This window comes from Methylobacterium sp. NPDC080182 (genome assembly GCF_050281105.1).
In the GTDB taxonomy this organism is placed as follows: domain Bacteria; phylum Pseudomonadota; class Alphaproteobacteria; order Rhizobiales; family Beijerinckiaceae; genus Methylobacterium.
In genome coordinates this window covers 154,821-177,633 of the sequence record NZ_JBNNWO010000011.1, presented here as the reverse complement: position 1 = coordinate 177,633, position 22,813 = coordinate 154,821, and the positions used below count along the sequence as shown (strand labels likewise).

Here is a 22,813-nt window from a genome sequence, read left to right as displayed (position 1 = left end):
GTCGCTCTGCTAAGAGGCGGCATGGCCAGAACCGCCGTTCGCCCCGCCGCCGACACGACGCCCACGCCCGGCCTGGACCCGGCCGGAGCGACGCCGATGATGGCGCAGTACATCGAGATCAAGGCCGCCAATCCGGACTGCCTGCTGTTCTACCGGATGGGCGACTTCTACGAGCTGTTCTTCGAGGACGCGGAGATCGCGTCCCGGGCCCTCGGCATCGTCCTGACGAAGCGCGGCAAGCACGCGGGCGGCGAGATCCCGATGTGCGGCGTGCCGGTCGACCGGTCCGACGACTATCTCAACCGCCTCATCGCCCTCGGCCACCGCGTGGCGGTGTGCGAGCAGACCGAGGATCCGGCCGAGGCCAAGAAGCGCGGGCCGAAATCCGTGGTCCGCCGCGAGGTCGTGCGGCTCGTCACCCCCGGCACGATCACCGAGGACCGGCTCCTCGACCCGGCCCGCGCCAACCTCCTCCTGGCCATCGGCCGCCGGAAGACAGGGGAGGGGGCGGTCGCCTACGGCCTCGCCGCGGTGGACATCTCCACGGGCCGCTTCTCCCTCAGCGAGGTCGCGGGCGGCGACCTGTCCGGCGCCATCGCCCGGCACGACCCGCGGGAGATCGTCCTGTCGGAGGCGATCCACGCCGATCCGGCCCTCGCGCGCCTCTGGCAGGAGAGCCGCGCGGCCGTCGTACCCCTCGCGCAGGCCGAGCTCGAGCCCGCGGCCGCCGAGCGGCGCCTGCGCGAGCAGTACGGGGTCTCGACCCTGGAGGGATTCGGCCAGTTCACCCGGGCCGAGATCGCGGCCGCCGGGGCGGCGCTGCTCTACATCGCCCGCACGCAGCTCGCGGCCCGTCCGCCCCTGGCGGTCCCGACCCGCGAGGATGGCGGCGCCACCCTGGCGATCGACGCGGCGACGCGGGCCAACCTCGAACTCACCCGCACCCTGTCGGGGGAGCGCGCCGGGAGCCTCCTCGCCACGATCGACCGGACCGTGACGGCGAACGGGGCGCGGCTGCTCGCCGAGCACCTCGCGGGCCCGTTGACCCATCTCGACGCCATCGCCCGGCGGCACGCCGCGGTGGCGTATCTGGTGGACGACGCGCGCCTGCGCGGCTTCCTGCGCGACGCCCTGGCCCGCGCGCCCGACCTCGCGCGGGCGCTCTCGCGGACGGGGCTCGGTCGCGCGGGTCCTCGGGACCTCGCGGCCATCCGCGACGGCCTCGCGGTCGCGGCGGATCTCGGCGCGCGCCTCGCCGCCATGAACGGCCTCCCGGCGGAACTCGCCCGGCTGGCCGAGCATCTGGTTGAGGCCGACCGGGCGCTCATCGCGACCCTGGCGGCGGCGCTCGCCGACGAGCTGCCCCTGAGCCGGCGCGACGGCGGCTTCGTCCGCACGGGCTACCACCCGGAGATCGACGAGGCGCGGACCCTCGGACAGGATTCGCGCAAGGTGATCGCGGCCCTTCAGGCGCGCTACGCCGAGCAGACCGGCTGCCGGACCCTGCGGATCAAGCACAACAACCTGCTGGGCTACTTCATCGAGGTCCCGCAATCGGTCGGCGAGGCCTGCCTGAAGGGCCTGCAGAGCGAGTTCGTCCATCGCCAGACCATGGTGGACGCGATGCGCTTCACCAGCGTCGAGCTGGGCGAGCTCGAATCGAAGATCTCGGGCGCGTCCGACCGGGCCCTGGCCCTGGAGGCCGCCGTCTTCGACGACCTCGCGGCCCGCGTGCTGGCCCAGGCCGAGCCCGTCGCCGAGGTGGCCGAGGCGCTGGCCGGGCTCGACGTGGCGGCGAGCCACGCGGAACTCGCCGTCGAGCTCGACTGGCGGCGTCCCGTGGTCGACGACTCGCTCAGCTTCGTCGTGGTCGGCGGCCGCCACCCGGTGGTCGAGGCGGCCCTGCGCCGGGCCGGCGAGCCGTTCATCGCCAACGACTGCGACCTTTCCGGCGACACGCGCGGCCGGATCCGCCTGATCACCGGCCCCAACATGGGCGGCAAGTCGACCTTCCTGCGCCAGAACGCGCTGATCGCGGTGCTCGCCCAGATCGGCGCCTTCGTGCCGGCCGCGGAGGCGCGGATCGGCCGGGTCGACCGGCTGTTCTCCCGCGTCGGCGCCGCCGACGACCTCGCCCGGGGGCAATCGACCTTCATGGTCGAGATGGTCGAGACCGCGGCGATCCTCAACCAGGCGACCCGGCGCTCCCTGGTGATCCTGGACGAGATCGGCCGCGGCACCGCGACCTTCGACGGCCTGTCGATCGCCTGGGCCTGCCTGGAGCACCTCCACGAGGTGAACGCCTGCCGGGCGCTGTTCGCCACGCATTTCCACGAGCTGACGGCGCTGGGCGACCGGCTGGCGCGGCTGGAGAACGCCACCTTGAAGGTGGCCGAGCACCGGGACGGCGTCGTGTTCCTGCACGAGGTCGTGCCGGGCGTCGCCGAGCGCAGCTACGGGCTGCAGGTGGCACGGCTCGCCGGCCTCCCGGGCAGCGTCGTGACCCGGGCCGGCGCGATCCTCAAGAGCCTGGAGAAGGCCGAGCGCGGCCGCCCGGCCCGCGCCCGGATCGACGACCTGCCGCTCTTCGCGGCCCTCGCGCCGCCCCCGCCGCCGGAACCGCCGCCGGAGGATCCGCTGGGCGCGCTGCTCGACGGGATCGACCCGGACGCGCTGACCCCGCGCGAGGCGCTGGACGCGCTCTACCGGCTGAAGCGCGAGCGCGCGGCGCGGGGCTGAGACCCGTGGGCCGCGCGCCGGGGGCCTGACCCGGAGAACCTCAGACGGGCGCGGGCGAGAACCCGTCCGGGCAGGCCGGCCCGTCGCGGCCGGCCCGGCGATCGGCCACGTAGTCGAGGGTGCTGGCCACGACGCGCTCGGAATAAGGCTTGGCGATCACCCCGATCGCGCCGGCGAAATCGGCCGGGATGCGCTTGGCGTTGGCGGTCATGAACACCACGGTGGTGCGCCGGTCGGCCGACAGCGCCCGGGCCACGTCGATGCCGGTCGGGCCGTCGACGAGGTGGATGTCGACGAGGGCGACGTCGGGCGCCGTGGACCGGCCCATCGCGATGGCCTCCGTCGCGTTGCCGGCGACACCGACGGTGACGTGCCCGAGATCGTCCAGCAGGCATTCCAGCTCGAGGGCGATCAGGGCCTCGTCCTCCACCACGAGGATGCGGAGGGCGGCGTCCGCGGCGGCGTTCCCGGTCCCCATGCGCTCTTCGTCCTCCGGCCCCGCGGCCGACGAGCTTGATGCCTCCACGTCGATTTCTCAAGCCGGCTGCTGGAGCGGGATGTCGATCTCGACGGTCGTGCCCGGGCCGGCATCCGCCCAGGCGATGGTCCCGCGCATCTGCCGGACGACCATCTCCACGAGATTGCGCCCGAACCCCGCCGGGTTCGGGGCCGCCGCGCCGACGCCGACGCCGTCGTCGCGGATCGTCATGTGCATCCCGCCCTCGGTGCGGCGGGCGACGATCGACACGCGCCCCTCGCGCTCGCCCGGGAAGGCGTGGCGCAGGGCGTTGGCCGTCAATTCGTGGATCATCAGCGCGAGAGGCGCCGCCATCGCGGCGGCCACCGCGATCGGCTCGACGTCGGCCTCCACCCGGCGCCGCTCCGGGTCCAGGCCGGCATTCATGTCGGCCAGGAACTCGGCCGCGAAGTCGCCGAGGTTGAAGTGCGTGCAGTCGCCCTCGGAGTAGAGCATCCGGTGGGCGGTCGAGAGGGCGCCGATCCGCTCCGCCATGCCCTGGAGCGCGTCCCGCGCCTCGCCCTCGGGCGTGCGCCGGGCCTTCAGGAGCATCAGCGAGGAGATCACCTGGAGATTGTTCTTCACCCGGTGGTCGACCTCGTGCAGCAGGGCGGTCTTCTGCTCCAGCGCCGATGTCAGGTCCTGGGTCCGCGCCGCGACGAGGCGCTCCAGCTCGTCGTTGGTGCCGCGCATCGACACTTCCATCTGGTGGACATGGGTCATGTCCGCCTGCGCGGCGTAGAAGTAGGCGAGCCCCTCGGCGTCGCGCACCGGCGTGATGGTCATCGCGTTCCAGAACGACGACCCGTCCTTGCGATAGTTGAGCAGCTCCACCGAGATCGCCTCGGCGGACTCGACGGCCGCGCGGATGCGCTGGATCGTCGACCGGTCCGTGGCCGGCCCCTGCAGCATGCGGCAGTTGCGCCCGACGATCTCGTCGGCGGCGTAGCCGGTGGCGTTCAGGAAGGCGTCGTTCGCCCAGGCGATCGGGTTGTCGGGCGCGCGGGCATCGGTGATGACCATCGGCGACGGACTCGACGCGAACGCGTCGACGAGCGTCGCGAGGGGCGGACCGGTCTCGGATCGGGCACTCAACGCGTCATTCCACAGTCAGGCGGTGCCCCCGTTCGTCCGGCGGCGCCACCATCGCGCTCCGACCGCGGGACGTGGACACCGCGTTAAGCAAGCTTCTACCAAGATTGGGGCGCAAGACAGCAGGATCCAGCGGAGACAGGTGCGGCGTAAGGCTGCCACGATTTCGCGGGATCAAGGCCACGAACGCTCAGGAGTTCCATGCCATGGCGAACCAGCCACAGGCGACGCGTCGCTTCCGGCTCCGCGACATCGTCGAGGACCGGCGGATCGCGCTCATGCTGGCACTCGGATTCTCGTCCGGACTGCCGCTGCTCCTGGTGCTGGGGACGTTCACGCTCCGCCTCGCCTTCTCGGACATCGACGTCCGGGCGATCGGCCTCTTCAGCTACGTGGCGCTGCCCTACTCGCTGAAGTTTCTCTGGGCGCCCGCGATCGACCGCCTGAACGTGCCGGTGCTGAGCGCCCGGCTCGGGCGCCGCCGCGCCTGGATGGTGACGACGCAGGCCGCGGTCGCCCTGTGCCTGATCCTGATGGCCTTCTCGGACCCGAAGACCAACCTCGCGCTCCTCGGGCTCGGGGCCTTCCTGGTGGCGTTCTGCGCGGCCAGCCAGGACGTCGTGATCGACGGCTGGCGCATCGACGCCGCCGGCAGCGACTTCCAGGGCATCCTGGCGGCGACCTCGAACCTCGGCTACCGCCTCGGCCTGATCAGCGCCGGCGCGGGCGCGCTGTTCATCGCCTCCGCGGGGGGCTGGACGCTGGCCTACCTGATCATGGCCGCCCTCATGCTGGTCGGGATGATCGCCGCCCTGCTGGCCCCGGCCTTCGACAGACCGCGCGCGGCCCCCGCCGAGACGCCCGGCCGGTCCCGGTTCTGGTCGATGCGCCGCGCCATCCTGGAGCCGCTGACCGAGCTGCACGGCCGGTTCGGCGGCGCGCTCTGGGGCATCCTCCTGCTCGTGGCCCTGTTCCGGCTGCCCGACTTCCTGTCGGGCGTCATGGCGAGCCCGCTCTACCGGACGCTGGGCTTCGACCTGAAGGAGATCGCCACCGTCACCAAGCTCTACGGCATCTGGGTCGGCATCGCGGGCGGCTTCGCGGGCGGCTGGGCGCTGGCCCGGTTCGGCCTGTTCCCGACGCTGCTACTGGGCGCATTCCTGGCCGCCGCCTCCCACCTCGCCTTCGCGTGGCTGGCGGCCGGCGCGCCCGAGATCTGGCGCCTGACCGTGGCCATCTCGATCGAGAATTTCTGCGGCTCCTTCGCGGGGATCGTGCTGATCGCCTACATGTCGAGCCTCACCAGCCCGGCCTACGCGGCGACGCAGTACGCGCTGTTCTCCTCGCTCTACGCGCTGCCGGGCAAGCTGATCGCGGGCTCGTCGGGCTTCGTGGTCGCGGCGATCGGCTACCCGGCCTTCTTCGTCATGACCTCCCTCGTGGGAATCCCCGTCCTCGTGCTCTGCCTCGCGGTCGGGCGCCGGAGCGGTCGGGTGGAGGCCGCGGCCCCGGCGCGGGACGCCCAGGAGCCGGGGAACCGCATCCCGGGGCCCGAGCTTCCTACCACGGCGCGCGCCCCCGGGGCCGCGTGAGCGGGACAGATCCAGGGATCGACGGATGAGCACGAGCGACCTCACCCGCGCCGGCGAGACGCTGCCGGCCGAGACGCCAGAGATAGCGCTGAGCGACGCGGATCTCGCCGCCCTGCGCCGCGCCGTGCAGGTGCTGGAGCGTCCGAGCCTCGCGGCGCGGCTCTCCGCGGCGGCCGGCGCGCCCCTCGACATCATCGGCCGATCGCTGCCGACCCCGGTCACCGAGGCCGTCAGCCGCAGCACCGAGGTGGCCATGCGGGGCGCGCTGCGCGTCGCGCTGGCGACGCTGCCGCGCAAGGAACTCGTCCCCGCCGAGGGCGAGGGTCTCGGCGGCGTGGCCGCGAAGGCCGAGAGCCGTCTCACGCGGCTGCTCGGCTCGGGCGACGCCAAGCACAAGGCGATGGCGGCGCTCTCGGGCGCGGTCGGCGGCGCGTTCGGCCTCGCGACGCTGGCGGTCGAGCTGCCGGTCTCGACCACGCTGATGCTGCGCTCGATCGCCGAGATCGCCCGGGAGGAGGGGGAGGATCTCGAGACCCCCGAAGGCGCGCTCGCCTGCGTGCAGGTCTTCGCCCTCGGCGGCCGGGCCATGGCGGAGACGGAGGCGGGCTCAGCGCTCACCGAGAGCGGCTACTTCGCGGTCCGCGCCGCGCTGGCCAAGACCCTGTCGGAGGCGGCCCGCTACGCCGGGAGCAAGACGCTTCTCGACCAGTCGGCGCCGGCGCTGATCCGCTTCACCGCGCAGATCGCCGCGCGCTTCGGCCTCGTGGTCTCCCAGAAGGTCGCCGCCCAGGCGGTGCCGATCCTCGGCGCCTTCGGCGGGGCGGCGGTCAACACCGCCTTCATGAACCACTTCCAGTCGACCGCGCGGGCGCATTTCACCGTGCGCCGCCTGGAGCGCGCCTACGGCGCCGCCGCCGTGCGGGCCGCCTACGAGGTCGAGAAGGCGGCGCTCGGGATCGCTTGATCCGCCCGCGCTAAAGCCGCAAGGATCCGCGCCATCCGCACGGGGCGGAGGCACGGAGGCGGCTCTGATCGGCAACGGCGAGATGGTGGCCCGGCTGGCGCTGGCGGCGCTGTTCGGCAGCGTGGTCGGCCTCGAACGCGAGCGGCTGCTCTGGGCGGCCGGCCTGCGGACCCACATGCTGGTCTGCGTCGGCTCCTGCCTGATCATGCTGGTCTCGGCCTTCGGCTTCGCCGACGTGCTGGGCGCCGAGCACGTCGTCCTCGACCCGTCCCGTATCGCCGCGCAGGTCGTCTCCGGCATCGGCTTCCTCGGCGCGGGGACGATCCTGCTGCGCGGCGAGGTGGTGAAGGGCCTCACCACGGCCGCGAGCCTGTGGGGGGTGGCGGCGATCGGGCTTGCGATCGGCAGCGGCCTCTACGTGCCGGCGCTCGCCGCGACGGCGCTCATCGTCGGCATCCTGGCCGGCGTGAAGCCCTTCGAGGAGCGCTGGCGCGACCGGATGCGCGCCCAGACGCTGCGGCTGACCGCCAAGCGCGGCACCATGTCGATCGACACCCTCCAGGCGGCGACCGGCGAGCGCGCCTCGCGCGTCCGGACCTTCACGGTCCATCCGGGGCCCGACCCGGACCACGACGAGGTCACCGTCACCTTCGTGCGCCTGTCGCGGACGAGCTTCGAGACCATCGCGGCGAAGCTGAGGGCGATGCCGAACGTCACTTCCGTCGACGTGGCGGAGAGCTGACGGGGTGTGACGCGGGGCGTGCCGCCGCCGGGGCTCAGAGCGTACCGGCGCCCTCGCCGTCGAGGAACAGGCGGTAGGCCGGGTTCTCGGTCTCGTCGGTGGCCGGGTAGCCGAGCGCCTCGATGACGGCGTCGAAGCGGGCGCGCTCGGCCGGCGGCACCGCGATCCCGGCGAGCACCCGGCCGTAATCGGCGCCGTGGTTGCGGTAGTGGAACAGCGTGATGTCGAAGTCCGGGCCCAGCGCTTCGAGGAACTTCATCAGCGCGCCCGGCCGCTCCGGGAACTGGAAGCGGAACAGGCGCTCGTGCGCCACCCCCACGGCCCGGCCGCCGACCATGTAGCGGACATGGACCTTGGCCATCTCGTTGTCGCTCATGTCGAGGACGCGGTAGCCGGCGTCGCGCAGGGAGCCGATCAGCGCCTGCTTCTCGCGCTTGCCGCCGCCGACGTTGATGCCCACGAAGATCTGCGCCTCGGAGCCCGGGGCGTGGCGGTAGTTGAACTCGGTGACGGCGCGCGGGCCGAGCGCCTGGATGAAGGCGCGATAGGCGCCCGGACGTTCCGGGATCGTCACGCCGATCAGAACCTCGCGCTGCTCGCCGATCTCGGCCCGCTCGGCAATGTGGCGCAGGCGGTCGAAGTTCAGGTTCGCCCCCGACGAGATGGCGATCAGCGTGCCGTCGCCACCCTCCCGCTCGGCGTACATCTTGGCGCCGGCGAGGCTCAGCGCCCCGGAGGGCTCGGACACCGCGCGGGTGTCGTCGAAGATGTCCTTGACCGCGGCGCACATGGCGTCGGTGTCCACGGTGATGACCTCGTCGAGATGCTCGCGGCAGAGCCGGAAGGTCTCCTCGCCGGCCTGCCGCACGGCGACACCGTCGGCGAACAGGCCGACGCTCGGCAGGCTGACCCGGGTGTCGGCCGCGAGCGCGGCGGCCATGCAGGCGGCGTCCTCGGGCTCGACGCCGATCACCTTGGTGCCGGGCCGCAGGTACTTCACGAAGGTGGCGATCCCGGCGGCCAGCCCGCCGCCGCCCACCGGCACGAAGATCGCCTCGATCGGGCCGGTATGCTGCTCCAGGATCTCCTTGCCGATGGTGCCCTGGCCGGCGATCACGTCCGGATCGTCGAAGGGGTGCAGGAAGGTCAGGCCCTGCTCGGCCTCGAGGATCTTGGCCTGCGCCAGGGCCTCGTCGAAGGCGTCGCCGTGCAGCACGACCTCGGCCCCGCGCGCCCGGCAGGCATCGACCTTGATCGAGGGGGTGGTGCGCGGCATCACGATGACGGCCCGCGCGCCGAGCTTGGCGGCGGCGAGGGCGACGCCCTGGGCGTGGTTGCCCGCCGAGGCGCAGACGACGCCGCGGGCGATCTGGTCGGGGCGCAGGCCCGACATCTTATTGTAGGCGCCGCGCAGCTTGAACGAGAAGACCGGCTGGAGATCCTCGCGCTTGAGCAGGACCGGCCGGCCGAGCCGCTGCGTCAGGCGCGGCATCGGATCGAGAGGGCTCTCGATCGCGACGTCGTAGACGCGGGCGGTGAGGATCTTGCGGATGTAGTCCGTCACGGTGTGCAGTCTCGGCCGATGCGCGGGGCGATGCCGGCCAGATAGACCCTCCGGCCCGCGGATGCGAGCGCGCCCCGCGCGCGGCAGGTCAGCCGAGACGGTCCACCAGCGCCGCCACCCAGACGAGCAGCGCCGCCATCTGCGCCATGAAGGTGCCGGCGGAGGCGAGGTCCTTCACGGTCCCGATCATCGGGTGATGGCCCGGATGGACGTGGTCGCAGAGCTTCTCGACGGCGGTGTTCAGGAACTCCGCGGCCAGCATCAGCAGCAGGCTGACCATCAGGGCGACGCGCACCCAGAGCGTCGCGCCGAGGAACAGCGCGACCGGGATCCCGAGCGCCAGGAGCACGAGTTCCTGTCTCACGGCCCGCTCGGTGCGCGCGCCGTGGCGCAGGCCGCGCCAGGAGTTGAGGAAGGCGAGGACCAGGGCGTTCATCGGATGGCGGCCTCCGGCACGGACCGGCTGATCCACTTGGCGAGCAGCGGGCCGGTGAGCAGCACGACGAACAGGCGCAGGGTCTGGACGGCCAGCACGAAGGAGACGTCCGCCTTCGAGCCGACCGCGATGATCGCCACCGAGTCGAGGCCGCCGGGGCTCGTGGCGAGGATCGCGGTCAGCAGGTCGATGGGCAGCAGCAGGGTCAGCCCCCAGCCCCACGCCGCGCAGAGGGCGATGACCGAGAAGGTCGCCGCCAGGATGCCCGGCAGGGCGGTGACGGTCAGGCGCAGCGTCTCACGGGTGAAGCGCAGCCCCACGTAGATGCCGATGCAGGCGTAGGCGAGTTCGAGGAGCGGCACCGGCAGCGCCATCCGGACGAGCCCGGTGGCGTGGAGCAGGCTGCCCAGCACCATCGGCCCGATCTGCGCGCCGGCCGGAACCCGCAGGGCGAGCGCCGCGCCCGCGCCGACGACGGCGACCGCGAGCGTCGCCAGCAGCGAGAGCGGACCGGTGACCTCGCCGGCGCCGGCCGACGCCCCCGGGACCGGGGCCTCCATCAGGAAGCGGGCCGCCAGCGAGGCCGAGAACACCACGGCGGCGACGCGCACGTACTGCATGAAGGCGACGAGGCGCGGATCGGCGCCGAAATCCTCGGCCATCGCCACCATGGCGGAGGCGCCCCCGGGGGACGAGCCCCAGGCCGCGGTGGTCCCGGGGAGCACGCGCAGGCGGGTCAGGATCCAGCCGACGAGGCCGCTGACCGCGACGGTGACGAGCACGACCGCGACGATGAGCGGCCCGTCCTCCATCAGGGTCTGGGCGATCTGCCCGGTGACGGCGTGCGCGACGAGGCAGCCGATCGCCGCCTGGGAGGCCTGGAACGCGGGCCGCGGGACGCGCAGGCGCGAACCGCCGACGCCGAAGGCGATGGCCGCGATCATCGGCCCGAGCAGCAGCGCGGCCGGGAACTGCGCCTGCATCAGGCCGTACGACACGGCCGCCGACGCGGCGGCGAGGGCGGCCCAGAGGCCGAGGGTGCGGAGAGGGGGCAAGGCGACCGATCGGGAGAGGCCCGCTTCAGCCGGCAGGCGTCAGGCGCGCGCTATACCGCAATATTGGCCCTGTCACGGCAGAGTTTCGGCACGGCGCCCCCGCGCGGAACTCAGGGCTCGCGCGTGAGGGCCGCGAAGGCGGCGTCGAGGCGCGCCCGGGCGTCGGCCAGGCCCTTGCGGCGGGCGTCGAGCCAGTCGCGGTCGGTCCGCAGCCGCGCCTGCGCGGCGCCCAGCATCCGCCGGACCTCCGCGGGCTGCGGGCCGCCGAGCCCCTTCGCGGCGTCGATCATGCCGCGGGCCGACAGCGCCGCCCGGAAGCGGGCCTCGTCGAGGGGCAGGTCCGGCTTCAGCCCCGACCCCGCCGCGGCCTCGGCGTAGATGCGCCGCACCTCCGGGAAGGGCAGGTCGGCCGGGCGCAGGTCGTGGCTGCGGCCGTAGCTCACGAGCTCGGACGCGAAGTGGTGGCCGAGCCGGAACGGCACGTCGGCCTCGCGCTGGAGCGTGTCGGCGAGCTCGGTGGTGGTGGAATAGTCCGCCGCGACCTCGTCGGCGGCGCGCGCCCGGTCCACGACCAGCCCGTCGAGGACGCGCGTCCAGCGCCGGCACATCTCGGCGGCCTCGGCCAGGGTCCGCCCCGGCGGCTCGGCCTGGTTGCGCTTGTAGTCCGGCATGCCGGAATCGACGTTGTGCGCCATGATGACGAAGGCCTGGGCGGCCCCCACGACGTCGCTGGCCTTCATGCGCAGGCTGTAGAGCGCGACGGGGTTGCGCTTCTGCGGCATGATGCTGCTCGGACCGGTGAGCGCGCCCTCCCGCAGCAGGATCCAGGGCCGGGTCTGGTGGTACTGCGCGTAGAGGTCCTGCGCGAAGCTGCCGGCCGTGGTGGCGAGGTTCGCCGCGAGCCCGGTCAGCTCGAGCCCCATGTCCATCGGCGCGAGCTGGCCGGAATCGTAGCTGTTCTCCACCGGCGCGTCGAAGCCGAGCAGCGCCGCCAGCCTCTCGCGATCCACCGGGAAGCTCGACGTGCCGAGGGCGGCCGCGCCCAGGGGCGACAGGTTCAGCCGCGCCCAGGTCTCCCGGAGGCGGTCGGCATCGCGGGCGAGGACGGATGCGTAGCCCAGGTAGACGTGGCCGAGCGTCGTCGGCTGGGCCTGCACCCCGTTGGTGTAAGCCGGGACGATCGTGTCGGCCTCGCGCTCGGCCACCGCCAGCAGAGCCGCCCGGGTCTCGTCGAGCGCCTTGGCCAGGTTCAGGAGACGGCCGCGCTGCTCGAGCTTCAGCACCGTCGGGATGATGTCCTGGCGGCTGCGGCCCGAGTGCATCCGGGTAGCGTCGGCGCCCGCGATGGCGGTGATCAGCGGCTCGATCCGCAGGTAATCGTCCGGCCGGTCGGCGCTCGGCTTGGCGGCGTCGGCGGCGACCTGGTCGAGGGCGCGGGCGACGGTCGCGCCCAGCGCCCGCGGCACGATGCCGGTCTCCACCGTCATCACCAGGGAGGCGCGGTTGATCTGGTCGATCCGGGCGAAGCTGTCCTTCGGCTCGGCCCGCGCGCCCGCGGGGATCAGCAGCCCCAGTACGGCCCAGACCATCGTGCGCCGCATCGAGCCGCTCCCTGTCATCACCCCTCCTGATAGACCGGTCGCGGCCCCTCTTCCTATTCACAACCGCTCAAGGTGGGCGTCCGCGGCGGCTCAGGCGACGGCCTCCCCGTCGCGGCAGGCGGCCGTGCCCGCGGGCGCGTGCGCCCGGAAGAAGGCGGCCAGGCTCGCGAGGCCGGCGGCCCGCGGATCGCTCGCGCGCCAGACCAGCGCGATGGTCCGCCCGGGCCCGTCGACGTCGAAGGCGCGGGTGACCGTCAGGCCGCTGGGATCGGGGCTCGCCGGCACCGCCAGGGCCGGGAGCAGCGTGTATCCGGCGCCCGCCGCCACCATCGAGCGGAGCGTCTCCAGGCTGGTGGCGTGGCGACCGACCGAGGAGCCGGCGCCGCAGGCCGCGATCGTCTGGTCGCGCAGGCAGTTGCCCTCGTCGAGGAGCAGCAGGTCCGGCCCCGCGATCTCGTTGGCGGAGAGCGCGCCGCCCCGGGCGAGGGTGTGCTCGGCCGGGCAGGCGAGCCAGAACGGCTCGACGAACAGCGGCGAGACCGCGAGCCCGTGCGACGGCAGCGGCAGCGAGACCAGGGCCGCGTCGATGCGCCCGTCGCGCAGCCCCTCGACGATGTCGGCCGTGCGCGATTCCGACAGCGAGAGCATCAGCAGCGGGTACTGCTCGCGCAGGGGCCGCAGCACCAGCGGGAAGAAGTAGGGGCCGAGCGTCTGGATCGCCGCCAGCACGAGACGCCCGGTGAGCGGCGAGCCGCGCCCCTCGCTGGCCAGCGCCAGGAGCCGCTGCGCCTCCGCCAGGACAACCCGCGCCTGCCGGACGATGGCCTGGCCCGCCTCGGTGAGCAGGATCCGCCGGTTCGAGCGCTCGAACAAAGTCAGGCCGAGCGCGGTTTCCAGCTTACGGACCTGCACGCTCAGCGTCGGCTGGCTGACGTTGCAGCGCTCGGCAGCCCGGCCGAAATGACCCTCGTCGGCGACGGCGACGACGTATTCGAGATCGCGGAGGGAGAGGCCGGCCAGGTTCATAGGCTGCGTCTATCAGAACCTTTGTGACGATGCATTTGCCTCGGGGTCACGCCCCGGTCATAACCCTTCACCAGAACGGTTCCAGGCTGACTCCGCTGTCCACCGAGAGCCTTCGCAGTACGGAGAGACGGTACGCATGAGCGATCAACGCCCGATCCTGACCACCCGCCAGGGCCATCCGGTCCGCGACAACCAGAGCACCCGCACGGTCGGTGAGCGGGGCCCGGCCACGCTCGAGAACTACCAGTTCATCGAGAAGATCACGCATTTCGACCGCGAGCGGATCCCGGAGCGCGTCGTCCACGCCCGCGGCGCCGGCGCCCACGGCTGGTTCGAGGCCTACGGCAAGATCGGCGACGAGCCGGCCTCCAAGTACACCCGCGCCCGCGTGCTGAACGAGACCGGCGTGAAGACGCCGATGTTCGTGCGCTTCTCGACGGTCGCCGGCGCCAAGGAGAGCCCGGAGACCGAGCGCGATCCGCGCGGCTTCGCGGTCAAGTTCAAGACCGTCGACGGCAACTGGGACCTCGTGGGCAACAACCTCAAGGTCTTCTTCATCCGCGACGCGATCAAGTTCCCCGACATGATCCACGCGTTCAAGCCGGACCCGGTGACGAACCGGCAGGAGGCGTGGCGCTTCTTCGACTTCGTGGCCCAGCACCCCGAGTCGATCCACATGGTGACGCACCTGAAGTCGCCCTGGGGCATCCCGGCCAATTACCGCGAGATGGAAGGCTCGGGCGTCAACACCTACAAGCTGGTCAACGACCAGGGTGAGGCGGTGCTCTGCAAGTTCCACTGGGAGCCGAAGCAGGGCGTGCGCAACCTGACCTCGAGCCAAGCCTCCGAGATCCAGGCCAAGGATGTCGGCCACGCGACCCGCGACCTGTACGACAACATCAAGGCCGGGAATTTCCCCGAGTGGGAATTCTGCGTCCAGATCATGCCGGACGGCCCGAACGACCACCTGTCGTTCGACCCGCTGGACGACACGAAGCTGTGGCCGGTCGACCAGTTCCCGCTGCTGCCGGTGGGCCGCATGGTGCTCGATCGCGTGCCGGACAACTTCTTCGCCGAGGTCGAGCAGTCCGCCTTCGGCACCGGCGTGCTGGTCGACGGCATCGACTTCTCGGACGACAAGATGCTGCAGGGGCGGACGCTGTCCTACTCGGACACGCAGCGCTACCGCGTCGGCGCCAACTACCTCCAGCTGCCGATCAACGCGCCGCAGCCCGGCGTGAAGGTCTACTCGAACCAGCGCGACGGTCAGATGGCCTACACGGTCGACGGCACCGGCCCGAACAAGCACATCAACTACGAGCCGTCGACGCTGGCCGAGGGCCTGCGCGAGGCGCCGAAGCCCGCCAAGGACTACCACCAGCCGGTGGAGGGCCGCCTCGGCCGCTACCAGACCTCGCGGACCGAGGACGACTACACCCAGGCCGGCGTCCGGTACCGCTCGTTCCAGGATTGGGAGCGCGACGACCTGATCGCCAACCTCGTGGCCGACATGAAGCAGTGCCCCGAGCCGATCCAGCTGCGGATGGTCTGGCACTTCTGGCACGCCGACGAGGATTACGGCCGCCGCGTCGCCGAAGGCGCCGGGATCGATCTGGAGAAGGCCAAGGCCCTGCCGCCGCTGCCGGGTCGCGCCGCCCCGGGCAAGCGCCTGCAGTCCGAGACCCTGACCGACGGCTCGCAGGCGCACCGGGTCGCCGCCGAGTAAGCCTCGCGCGCGCGCTCATCGACTCAGCCCCGCGCGGTCACCCGGCCGCGCGGGGTTCTCGTTTGCGGAACGGACGGGGGCGAAGATGGCGAGTGTCGTGCACCGCGGGCCCGGCCCGAACGCCGTCATCGGCGGCATGCGGGTCTCCTATCTCGCGCGCAGCGACGAGACCGGCGACGGCCTCGGCATCTACCACGTCGCGATGGATCCCCGGACGCCGGGCGCGGGACTGCATCGCCACGCCCGGCTGACCGAGACCTTCTCGGTCGAGGCGGGCCGGCTCGCGCTCCACGTCGACGGTGCGGACCACGACCTCGGACCCGGCGATTTCGCGCTCATCCCGCCCGGCGTCGCGCACGCCTTCGCCAATCGCGGCGACCGGCCGGTGCGGTTCACGCTGAGCTTCGCGCCGGCGCTCGGCCGCGAGGGCTTCTTCGAGGGTCTGGCCCGCCTCGCCGCGGAGGGACGGCTCGGCGACGCCGCCGCGATGACCGACCTGATGGCCCGCTACGATCAGGAACCGCTGGCCGGGTTCGCCGGCTGGAGTTCGGTCAGCGGCTGAGCGGCCGGATCCCGCGGCTCGGGTTCGGCCGCGCTGACCTTCCGGTCGCGTCCGGCGGCCAGCCCGATCAGGATCGCCGCGACGGTGATGCCGACGAACAGGGCGCCCGGCACGGTCCAGCCGCCGGTCGCCTCGTGGGCGAGACCGAAGACCAGCGGCCCCAGCGCGGCGCAGGTGTAGCCGATGCCCTGCGCCATGGCCGAGAGGCCGGCGGCGCTCGCGGCGTCCGCGGCGCGCAGCACGATCAGGGTCAGGCCCAGCCCGAAGCAGCCGCCGATCCCGAAGCCCAGCGCGCAGGCGGCGGGGATCCGCAGGGACTCCGCCCCGAAGGCGAGGACTACGAAGGCGGCGGCCGTCAGGCCGGGAATCACGACGATCCAGGCGCGCTGGTCGCGGGCGCGGGCCGCCAGCATGGCAACGAGCAGGGCGCCCGGCGCCTGCACCAGCGTCGCCAGCGAGGCGTAGAGCCCGGCATTCAGCGGCGTCAGCCCGCGGCCCTGCAGCAGCAGCGGCAGCCAGCCGAACAGGATGTAGGCGAGCGACGATTGCAGGCCCATGAAGCCCGTCACCCACCACGCCAGCGGGTTGCGGAGCAGCCGCCCGGCCGAGGGCGCGGCGGTCGAGGCGGTGCGGCGGGCGAACGGGATCCACACGAAGGCCGCCACCAGCGCGGGCAGCGACCAGATCGCCAGGGCGGAGGGCCAGCCGCCCCCGAGGGCGTGCTCCACCGGCACCGAGGCCCCGGCGCCGGCGGCCGCGCCGAGGCACAGGGTCATCGTGTAGAGGCCCGTCATCAGGCCACCGTTGCCGGCGAAATCGCGCTTCACCAGCGCCGGCAGCAGGACGTTGTCGATCCCGATCCCGATGGCCGCCAGCGCCGTCCCGGCGAAGAGCGGCACGAGGCCGCCGAGACCGCGGAGCGTCAGGCCGGCGACGAGGATGGTCGAGCCGGCAAGCACCGCGAGGTCGGGCCCGATCCGGCGGATCAGCGGCGCGGCCAGCGCGCAGGCGATGCCGAGGCACAGGACCGGCAACGTCGTGAGGATGGCGGCACCGCCGGCGCCGAGCCCCGTGCCGTCCCGGATCGTCGCTAGCAGCGGGCCGACCGTGCTCAGCGCCGGGCGCAGGTTGAACGCGACCAGCATCAGCGCGAGGCCGAGCAGAAACCGGTTGGCGGTCGCCCGATCCGCGCTCACGGCCGCCGCCGCGCGATCACGGCCCCGCCCAGGCAGGCGGCCAGCATCAGCGCGAAGGCGGCGTCGCCGAACTGACCGTAGAGCGTGCCGCCGACGATGCGGGCGGGCAGGTCGGCGTCGAGCCAGGTCTCGGTGTCGAGCGCGGTGCGGGCGACGACGCGGCCGTGCGGGTCGATCACCGCGGAGATCCCGGTATTGGCGTCGCGCACGAGCGGCAGACCCTCCTCGACGGCGCGCAGGCGCGCTTGCGCCAGGTGCTGGCGCGGCCCCGGCGTGTCGCCGAACCACGCGTCGTTGGTGACGTTCAGGATCAGCCCCGGCGGCTGCGGGGACGGCGCGGCGTGCCCGGCGGGCAGGATCGCGCCCGGGAAGATCGCCTCGTAGCAGATGGTCGCCGCGACCGGCGGCAGGCCCGGCACCGTCAGGATCCGCTGCCCGGCGAGCGTCCCGGCCGAGAACCCGCCGGGAATCGCCACGAACTGGCGCAGCCCCACGGCCCGCAGGGCGGCGTCGAGGGGCGCGGGGAGGTACTCCCCGAACGGGACGAGGTGGACCTTGTCGTAGCTGTCGGAGATCCGGCCGTCCGGGCCGATCACCAGGACGGCATTGTAGAAGCGCAGGCGCTCGCCCGGCAGCGGCTCCTCGGCGCGGGCCGCCCCGGTGATCAGGTGCTGCCCGGGCTTGAGGCCGGCCGCCACCTTGGCCAGGGCGTCGGGGTCGCGCTGGATCAGGAACGGGAAGGCCGATTCCGGCCAGACGATGTGGGTCGGTTCCGGCGCACCGGCCTCCGTCGGGCGCTGGCTCAGCTCGATGTAGCGGTCGACGATGTCGGCCCGGTTCTCGGGCCTGAACTTGGCGTCCTGGGGCAGGTTGGGCTGGACGAGCCGCAGCCGGACACCCGCGACCACCGGGTCGGGCGGACCGAGCCGCTCGGCCCCGTAGAGCGCCAGGCCGGCGAGCACGATCGCGGCGGCGACGCTCGGCCCGAACCGGGCGCGCGGATGCGCGCCGGTGGCGAGCGTCGCGGGCGCCGCGCAGACCAGCGCGGCCAGGATGCACAGGCCGTAGAGCCCGATCGCCGCCGCCCCCTGCATCAGCCAGAGGTTCTGGGCCAGCGCCATCCCAAGGGTGTTCCAGGGGAACCCCGTGAACAGGTGGCCGCGCAGCCAGTCGGCCGCGCCGAGCCCGAAGGCGAGGGCGGCGATCCGCGCCGTGCCGCGGCCCCAGAGCAGGCCCGCGGCGCCGAAACCGGCGCCGTAGAACAGGCCGAGGACGAAGGGCAGGCCGATCACGCCGAGCGGCAGGGCCCAGAGGAACTCGTCGGCCTCGACCAGGAAGGCCTGGCCCAGCCACCAGAGACCGGCGGTGAGGTAGCCGAAGCCCCAGGCCCAGCCGATGAGGAAGCAGGGCGCGAATCGCCGGACCGTCGTCCGGCCGGCGGCCGCCCCGTCCTGCAGCCAGACCGCGACCGTCAGGGAGACCGCGAGCGCCGGCAGGAGCCCGTAGGGCGGCATGGCCAGCGCGCCCAGGGCGCCGGCGAGCCACGCCAGCCCGAGCCGGCGCCAGCCGGTCAGGCGCGCGATCGCCAGCACCGCGCCGGGCACGCGCGCCCGCTCCGGATCGGACATGGGGCCCGGCATCGGCCCGCGCATCGGTGCGCCGGCCGCCGCGGGCGACCGGGCGAAACCGTCCACCAGACCCGTCACGCCGCGACCGTCACGGGTGCGGCGTCTCGGCGACCGGGGCGTTCGCGGGCGGCGGCAGGGCGAGCGGCACGACGTTGCCGATGCGCGCCGCGCCCTTGTGGAACCGGAGCCGCTTCAGGCGGCGCGGATCGGCGTCGAGCACCTCGAACTCGAGGTCCCCGGGGCCGGCGATCAGCTCGCCGCGCGACGGGACGCGGCCCGCCAGCGTCACGATCATGCCGCCCAGCGTGTCGATCTCCTCGGCCATCTCGCCGACGGCCGCGACGAGGTCGACGCCCGTCACTTCGGAGACCTCGGCCAGCGGCGTGCGCGCGTCGGCCACGAAGACCTCGCCCTCGCCCTCGACGCGCTGGACGTACTTGTCCTCGGCCACGTCGTGCTCGTCCTCGATATCGCCGACCACGACCTCGATCAGATCCTCGATGGAGATCAGCCCGTCGGTGCCGCCGTACTCGTCGATGACCAGCGCCATGTGGGTGCGGGTCGCCTGCATCCGCACCAGCAGGTCGATCGCCGGCATGGAGGGCGGCACGAACAGGACCGGCCGCTGGATGCGCGCCGCCGCCAGCGTGGTCGTCAGGTCGACTTTGCCGAGGTCCAGGCCGCGCGGCAGGCGCGACGCCGGCCGGCGCGGGCGCGGCGCGGCCGGCGCGTCCGCCGCGCCGTCGGCCGCGACCTCGGCGGGCTTCGAGACGGCGGGCGCGCTGCGCCGGGCCGGCTCGGCCTTGGCGGCGATGTGGTCGACGAGGTCGCGGATGTGGACCATGCCGCGGGGATCGTCGAGGGTCTCGCCGTAGACCGGCAGCCGGGAATGGCCGGCCGTGCGGAACAGCTTGAGCAACTCGCCGAGGCTCGTGTCGTTCGAGACGGCGACGATGTCGGCCCGGGGGACCATCACGTCGTCGACGCGCACCTTGTGCAGGCCGAGGACGTTCTTGAGCATGACGCGCTCGAGCGGGGTGAGGCCGCTCTCGCCGGCGTCCGGCTCCGCCAGCGCCTCCTCAAGACCCTCGCGCAGCGAATCGCGCGGCTTGAGATGGAGCGCCTGGAGCAGGCGGTCGTACCAGGGCTCCCGGTGCTGGGACTCGCCCTCGGTGGAACTGGGCGCGGCCAGGGCCGCGCCGCGACTTCGATCGTTGCTCATGTCTCTCGGGTCTGGGGTCGCTCGGACGTCGCGCGCTCAGGCATAGGGATCCGGGATGCCGAGGGTCGCGAGTGCCGCGACCTCGAGGGCTTCCATGGCATCGGCCTCGGCCTCGCCGATCTCGTGGTCCTGACCGAGACAATGCAGGGTGCCATGGACGAGGAGGTGGGCGAGGTGATTCTGGAGCGGCTTCGACTGCTCCGCACTCTCGCGCACCAGGGTTTCGTACGCAAGGACCACGTCGCCGAGGGGCGCGGCGGTCCCGGCATGCCGCGGCTGCGGGGCGGCCGGGAAGGACAGGACGTTGGTGGGCTTGTCCTTGCCGCGCCAGGTCCTGTTGAGTTCCTGGACGGCGGCGTCGTCGGTCAGCAGGACGCTGACCTCGACGGGACCGTCCGGCCTCCCGGGGGCGACGGCGAGCCCGGCCTCGACGGCGCGGGTGACGAGGGCCTCGAGATCCGGAACCGCCGTCTCCCAGCGCGCGTCCTCGACGGCGAGGTCGATCTCGTGGGGCATGGTCACGCCAGGGGCCGGCGGCGGGGATTCGGGTTGCGGTCGGCCTCCGCGCTGCCGTGGGCGGCGCGCTCGTAGGCGGTCACGATCCGGCGGACGAGGTCGTGGCGGACCACGTCGACGTCCTTGAACCGCACGTGCCCGATCCCCTCGACGCCATCCAGCACGCTGACCGCTTCCACGAGGCCGGATTTCTGGCCCGGCGGCAGGTCGATCTGGCTCGGATCGCCGGTGATGATCATGCGCGAGCCCTCGCCCAGGCGGGTGAGGAACATCTTCATCTGCATGGAGGTGGTGTTCTGCGCCTCGTCGAGCAGCACCACCGCGTTGGTGAGGGTTCGGCCGCGCATGAAGGCGAGCGGCGCGATCTCGATCTGGCCGGTCTGGAGGCCGCGATCGACGTGGCGGGCCTCCATGAAGTCGTACAGGGCGTCGTAGATCGGGCGGAGGTAGGGGTCGACCTTCTCGCGCATGTCGCCCGGCAGGAAGCCCAGGCGCTCGCCGGCCTCGACCGCGGGCCTGGACAGGATCAGCCGCTCGGCATGGCCCTGCTCCAGGAGCGACACGGCGTGGCCGACGGCGAGCCAGGTCTTGCCGGTCCCGGCCGGGCCCTCGGCGAAGACCAGCTCGTTGGTGCGCAGGAGCTTGATGTAGGCGTCCTGCGCCGGGTTGCGCGCCCGCACGGCCCCGCGCTTGCGGGTGGCGATCTGCTCGAAATGCGGCCTGTCGGCCTCGGCCGCGATGACTTCGGCCGGGAACAGGGTCGCCTGCGCGGTGGCCTCGCGGATGGCGCCGTCCACGTCGCCGAGGGTCAGCGTGCTGCCGCCGGTCCGCACCCGGGCGTAGAGCTTCTGGAACACCCGCCGCGCCGTCTCGGCGGCGTCGGCCGGCCCCTTGATGACGAGGTGGTTCCCGAGCGCGGTGGCGGTGACCTCCAGCCGGCGCTCGATATGGGCGACGTTCTGGTCGTACTGGCCGAAGACGAGGCTCGCGAGGCGGTTGTCGTCGAAGGTCAGCGGCACCTCGACCGCCTCGTCCGATCCGGCCGGCCGCGCCGCCGGGCCGCGCCCCTTGAGCGCGCCGCGCGCGCCCGCACCGTCCGACGCGCTCAAGCCGCCATCCTCGCCATCATCCCGACCGCTCCGCTCCTCACGCCGCCGCAGCCGCGGAGACGAGTTCCCCGAACAGGCTGTTGGACCCCGCCTCGGTGATCCGCACGGGCACGACCTGTCCGATATGGTGAGGCGCGGCGTCGAACTGGACGGCCAGCAGGTGCGGCGTCTTGCCCGCGACCTGACCGGGATGCCGCCCGGGCTTCTCGACCAGAACGTCGAAGACCCGGCCGACGGCCGCCCGCTGATAGGCGTGGCGCTGGCCGTCGAGGAGCGCCTGCAGCTCGGCGAGCCGGGCCGCCATCACGGCCTCCGGCACCTGATCGGTGCGGTCGGCGGCCGGCGTGCCGGAGCGTGGGCTGTACTTGAACGAGAAGGCGCTCTCGAAGCCGACGTCGCGCACGAGCCGCAGGGTCTCGGCGAAGTCCGCGTCGGTCTCGCCGGGGAAGCCGACGATGAAGTCGGAGGACAGGGCGATGTCGGGCCGCGCCGCGCGGATCCGGTCCATCAGCCGGCGGTACGCGTCGCCGGTGTGCTTGCGGTTCATCGCGGCGAGGATCCGGTCGGAGCCCGACTGCACCGGGAGGTGCAGGTAGGGCATCAGGGCCGGCACCTCGGCGTGCGCCCGGATCAGGGCGTCGTCGAAGTCGTTCGGGTGGCTCGTCGTGTAGCGGATCCGCGCGATGCCGGGGATCTTCGCCACCGCGCGCACCAGGTCGGCGAGGCCCGCGGGCGCGCCGTCGGGGCCGTCGCCGTGATAGGCGTTGACGTTCTGGCCGATCAGCGTGATCTCGCGGACGCCCCCGTCGGCGAGCTTCTCGGCCTCGGCGAGCACCGCCGCCACGGAGCGCGAGACCTCCGCGCCCCGCGTGTAGGGCACCACGCAGAAGGCGCAGAACTTGTCGCAGCCCTCCTGAACGGTGAGGAAGGCCGACGTCCCGAGGGTCCGCCGGCGGGGCAGGTGGTCGAACTTGTCCTCGACCGGGAACTCGGTGTCGACGACGCGGCGCTCGCGGGAGCGCGCCAGCAGGTCCGGCAGCCGGTGATAGCTCTGCGGGCCGACGACCACGTCGACGGCGGGCTGGCGCGCCTGGATCTCGGCGCCCTCGGCCTGGGCGACGCAGCCCGCGACCACGATGCGCGTGTCGAGGCCCTGCGCCTTCCGCTCACCCTTGAGCACGCGCAGGCGGCCGAGTTCGGAATAGACCTTCTCGGCGGCCTTCTCGCGGATGTGGCAGGTGTTGAGGACGACGACGTCCGCGTCCTCGACCGTGTCGGTCGCCGTGTAGCCCTCGGCGCCGAGGACGTCGGCCATGCGGGCCGCGTCGTAGGCGTTCATCTGGCAACCGTAGGATTTGACGAAAGCCTTCTTCAACGCGCGCCGTCCCGAACCGTCCGATGATCCTTGCACCCGCCCCGCGGGGCCCGGCACGCGGCCTGTAGCACGGATCGCGGGGGCCGTCGCGGCGCCCGAAACGCGACCGGCCGCCCGAGAGTGGCCGGTCAGAGGCTGTCGCGGTCGAACC

19 protein-coding genes are annotated in these 22,813 nt (G+C 73.1%); 6 read left to right on the top strand and 13 right to left on the bottom strand.

The annotated features are described in order from the left end of the window. Nucleotides 1-21 precede the first annotated feature (21 nt). Entirely contained in the window at nt 22-2,739 is a 2,718-nt protein-coding gene (gene mutS, locus ACQKQD_RS20230; protein WP_427509380.1) for a DNA mismatch repair protein MutS, read from the top strand. Nucleotides 2,740-2,779: 40 nt separating this feature from the next. On the opposite strand, the gene ACQKQD_RS20225 is transcribed toward mutS, so the two are convergent. Both ACQKQD_RS20225 and ACQKQD_RS20220 read right to left on the bottom strand, forming a co-directional pair. After that, nucleotides 2,780-3,217: a response regulator gene (locus ACQKQD_RS20225; protein WP_020093483.1), complete on the bottom strand. Its 438-nt coding sequence runs from the start codon at nt 3,215-3,217 to the stop codon at nt 2,780-2,782. A gap of 57 nt (nt 3,218-3,274) precedes the next feature. Continuing rightward, nucleotides 3,275-4,351 (bottom strand): histidine kinase dimerization/phosphoacceptor domain -containing protein, encoded by a 1,077-nt coding sequence (locus ACQKQD_RS20220; protein ID WP_091680062.1) that lies wholly within the window; start codon nt 4,349-4,351, stop codon nt 3,275-3,277. A 203-nt stretch (nt 4,352-4,554) separates the two neighbouring features. Here ACQKQD_RS20220 and ACQKQD_RS20215 point away from each other — a divergent pair, with 203 nt between their 5' ends. The 3 genes from ACQKQD_RS20215 (at nt 4,555) to ACQKQD_RS20205 (ending at nt 7,646) form a co-directional block, all read left to right on the top strand. Beyond that, nucleotides 4,555-5,940, top strand: a complete 1,386-nt coding sequence (locus tag ACQKQD_RS20215; RefSeq protein WP_056522528.1) for an AmpG family muropeptide MFS transporter — start codon at nt 4,555-4,557, stop codon at nt 5,938-5,940. A 25-nt stretch (nt 5,941-5,965) separates the two neighbouring features. Further along, nucleotides 5,966-6,904, top strand: coding sequence for an EcsC family protein (locus ACQKQD_RS20210; RefSeq protein WP_427509379.1), 939 nt, complete (start codon nt 5,966-5,968; stop codon nt 6,902-6,904). Between the two features lie 82 nt (nt 6,905-6,986). Further along, nucleotides 6,987-7,646, top strand: a complete 660-nt coding sequence (locus ACQKQD_RS20205) for an MgtC/SapB family protein (RefSeq protein WP_427509378.1) — start codon at nt 6,987-6,989, stop codon at nt 7,644-7,646. A gap of 34 nt (nt 7,647-7,680) precedes the next feature. On the opposite strand, the gene ilvA is transcribed toward ACQKQD_RS20205, so the two are convergent. The 5 genes from ilvA to ACQKQD_RS20180 form a co-directional block, all read right to left on the bottom strand. Continuing rightward, a complete protein-coding gene (ilvA, locus tag ACQKQD_RS20200) occupies nt 7,681-9,297 on the bottom strand; it encodes a threonine ammonia-lyase, biosynthetic (protein WP_427509420.1) in 1,617 nt (538 codons plus the stop codon). 1 nt (nt 9,298) lies between these two features. Then, nucleotides 9,299-9,646 (bottom strand): diacylglycerol kinase, encoded by a 348-nt coding sequence (locus tag ACQKQD_RS20195; RefSeq protein ID WP_020093477.1) that lies wholly within the window; start codon nt 9,644-9,646, stop codon nt 9,299-9,301. Beyond that, the gene (locus tag ACQKQD_RS20190; protein ID WP_020093476.1) at nt 9,643-10,701 is read right to left on the bottom strand and encodes an AbrB family transcriptional regulator; all 1,059 of its coding nucleotides are present in this window, start codon (nt 10,699-10,701) and stop codon (nt 9,643-9,645) included. The genes ACQKQD_RS20195 and ACQKQD_RS20190 overlap by 4 nt, the downstream gene beginning before the upstream one ends. 110 nt (nt 10,702-10,811) lie before the next feature. Next, nucleotides 10,812-12,302 (bottom strand): argininosuccinate lyase, encoded by a 1,491-nt coding sequence (locus tag ACQKQD_RS20185; RefSeq protein WP_427509377.1) that lies wholly within the window; start codon nt 12,300-12,302, stop codon nt 10,812-10,814. Nucleotides 12,303-12,392: 90 nt separating this feature from the next. After that, nucleotides 12,393-13,328: a LysR substrate-binding domain-containing protein gene (locus tag ACQKQD_RS20180; protein ID WP_056522542.1), complete on the bottom strand. Its 936-nt coding sequence runs from the start codon at nt 13,326-13,328 to the stop codon at nt 12,393-12,395. 136 nt (nt 13,329-13,464) lie between these two features. Here ACQKQD_RS20180 and ACQKQD_RS20175 point away from each other — a divergent pair, with 136 nt between their 5' ends. Beyond that, nucleotides 13,465-15,054: a catalase gene (locus ACQKQD_RS20175; RefSeq protein ID WP_056522549.1), complete on the top strand. Its 1,590-nt coding sequence runs from the start codon at nt 13,465-13,467 to the stop codon at nt 15,052-15,054. An 85-nt stretch (nt 15,055-15,139) separates the two neighbouring features. Next, nucleotides 15,140-15,616, top strand: coding sequence for a cupin domain-containing protein (locus ACQKQD_RS20170; protein ID WP_427509376.1), 477 nt, complete (start codon nt 15,140-15,142; stop codon nt 15,614-15,616). Here the strand turns inward: ACQKQD_RS20170 and ACQKQD_RS20165 are convergent. The 6 genes from ACQKQD_RS20165 to miaB all read right to left on the bottom strand — a co-directional run bounded on the left by ACQKQD_RS20165 (nt 15,568) and on the right by miaB (nt 22,662). Next, on the bottom strand, nt 15,568-16,812 hold the full coding sequence (locus ACQKQD_RS20165) for an MFS transporter (RefSeq protein ID WP_427509375.1): 1,245 nt from the start codon (nt 16,810-16,812) through the stop codon (nt 15,568-15,570). The genes ACQKQD_RS20170 and ACQKQD_RS20165 overlap by 49 nt on opposite strands. Beyond that, entirely contained in the window at nt 16,809-18,440 is a 1,632-nt protein-coding gene (gene lnt, locus ACQKQD_RS20160; protein ID WP_427509374.1) for an apolipoprotein N-acyltransferase, read from the bottom strand. The genes ACQKQD_RS20165 and lnt overlap by 4 nt, the downstream gene beginning before the upstream one ends. A gap of 88 nt (nt 18,441-18,528) precedes the next feature. Further along, nucleotides 18,529-19,662 (bottom strand): hemolysin family protein, encoded by a 1,134-nt coding sequence (locus tag ACQKQD_RS20155; protein ID WP_020093469.1) that lies wholly within the window; start codon nt 19,660-19,662, stop codon nt 18,529-18,531. A 36-nt stretch (nt 19,663-19,698) separates the two neighbouring features. Beyond that, complete coding sequence (gene ybeY / locus ACQKQD_RS20150) at nt 19,699-20,178, bottom strand: rRNA maturation RNase YbeY (RefSeq protein WP_100252188.1); 480 nt, start codon at nt 20,176-20,178, stop codon at nt 19,699-19,701. 2 nt (nt 20,179-20,180) lie between these two features. Beyond that, nucleotides 20,181-21,287 carry a PhoH family protein gene (locus tag ACQKQD_RS20145; RefSeq protein ID WP_427509373.1) on the bottom strand — a complete coding sequence of 369 codons (1,107 nt, stop codon included), beginning with the start codon at nt 21,285-21,287 and terminating at the stop codon, nt 20,181-20,183. 37 nt (nt 21,288-21,324) lie between these two features. Then, nucleotides 21,325-22,662, bottom strand: coding sequence for a tRNA (N6-isopentenyl adenosine(37)-C2)-methylthiotransferase MiaB (miaB, locus tag ACQKQD_RS20140; protein WP_427509372.1), 1,338 nt, complete (start codon nt 22,660-22,662; stop codon nt 21,325-21,327). Nucleotides 22,663-22,813: the final 151 nt, after the last annotated feature.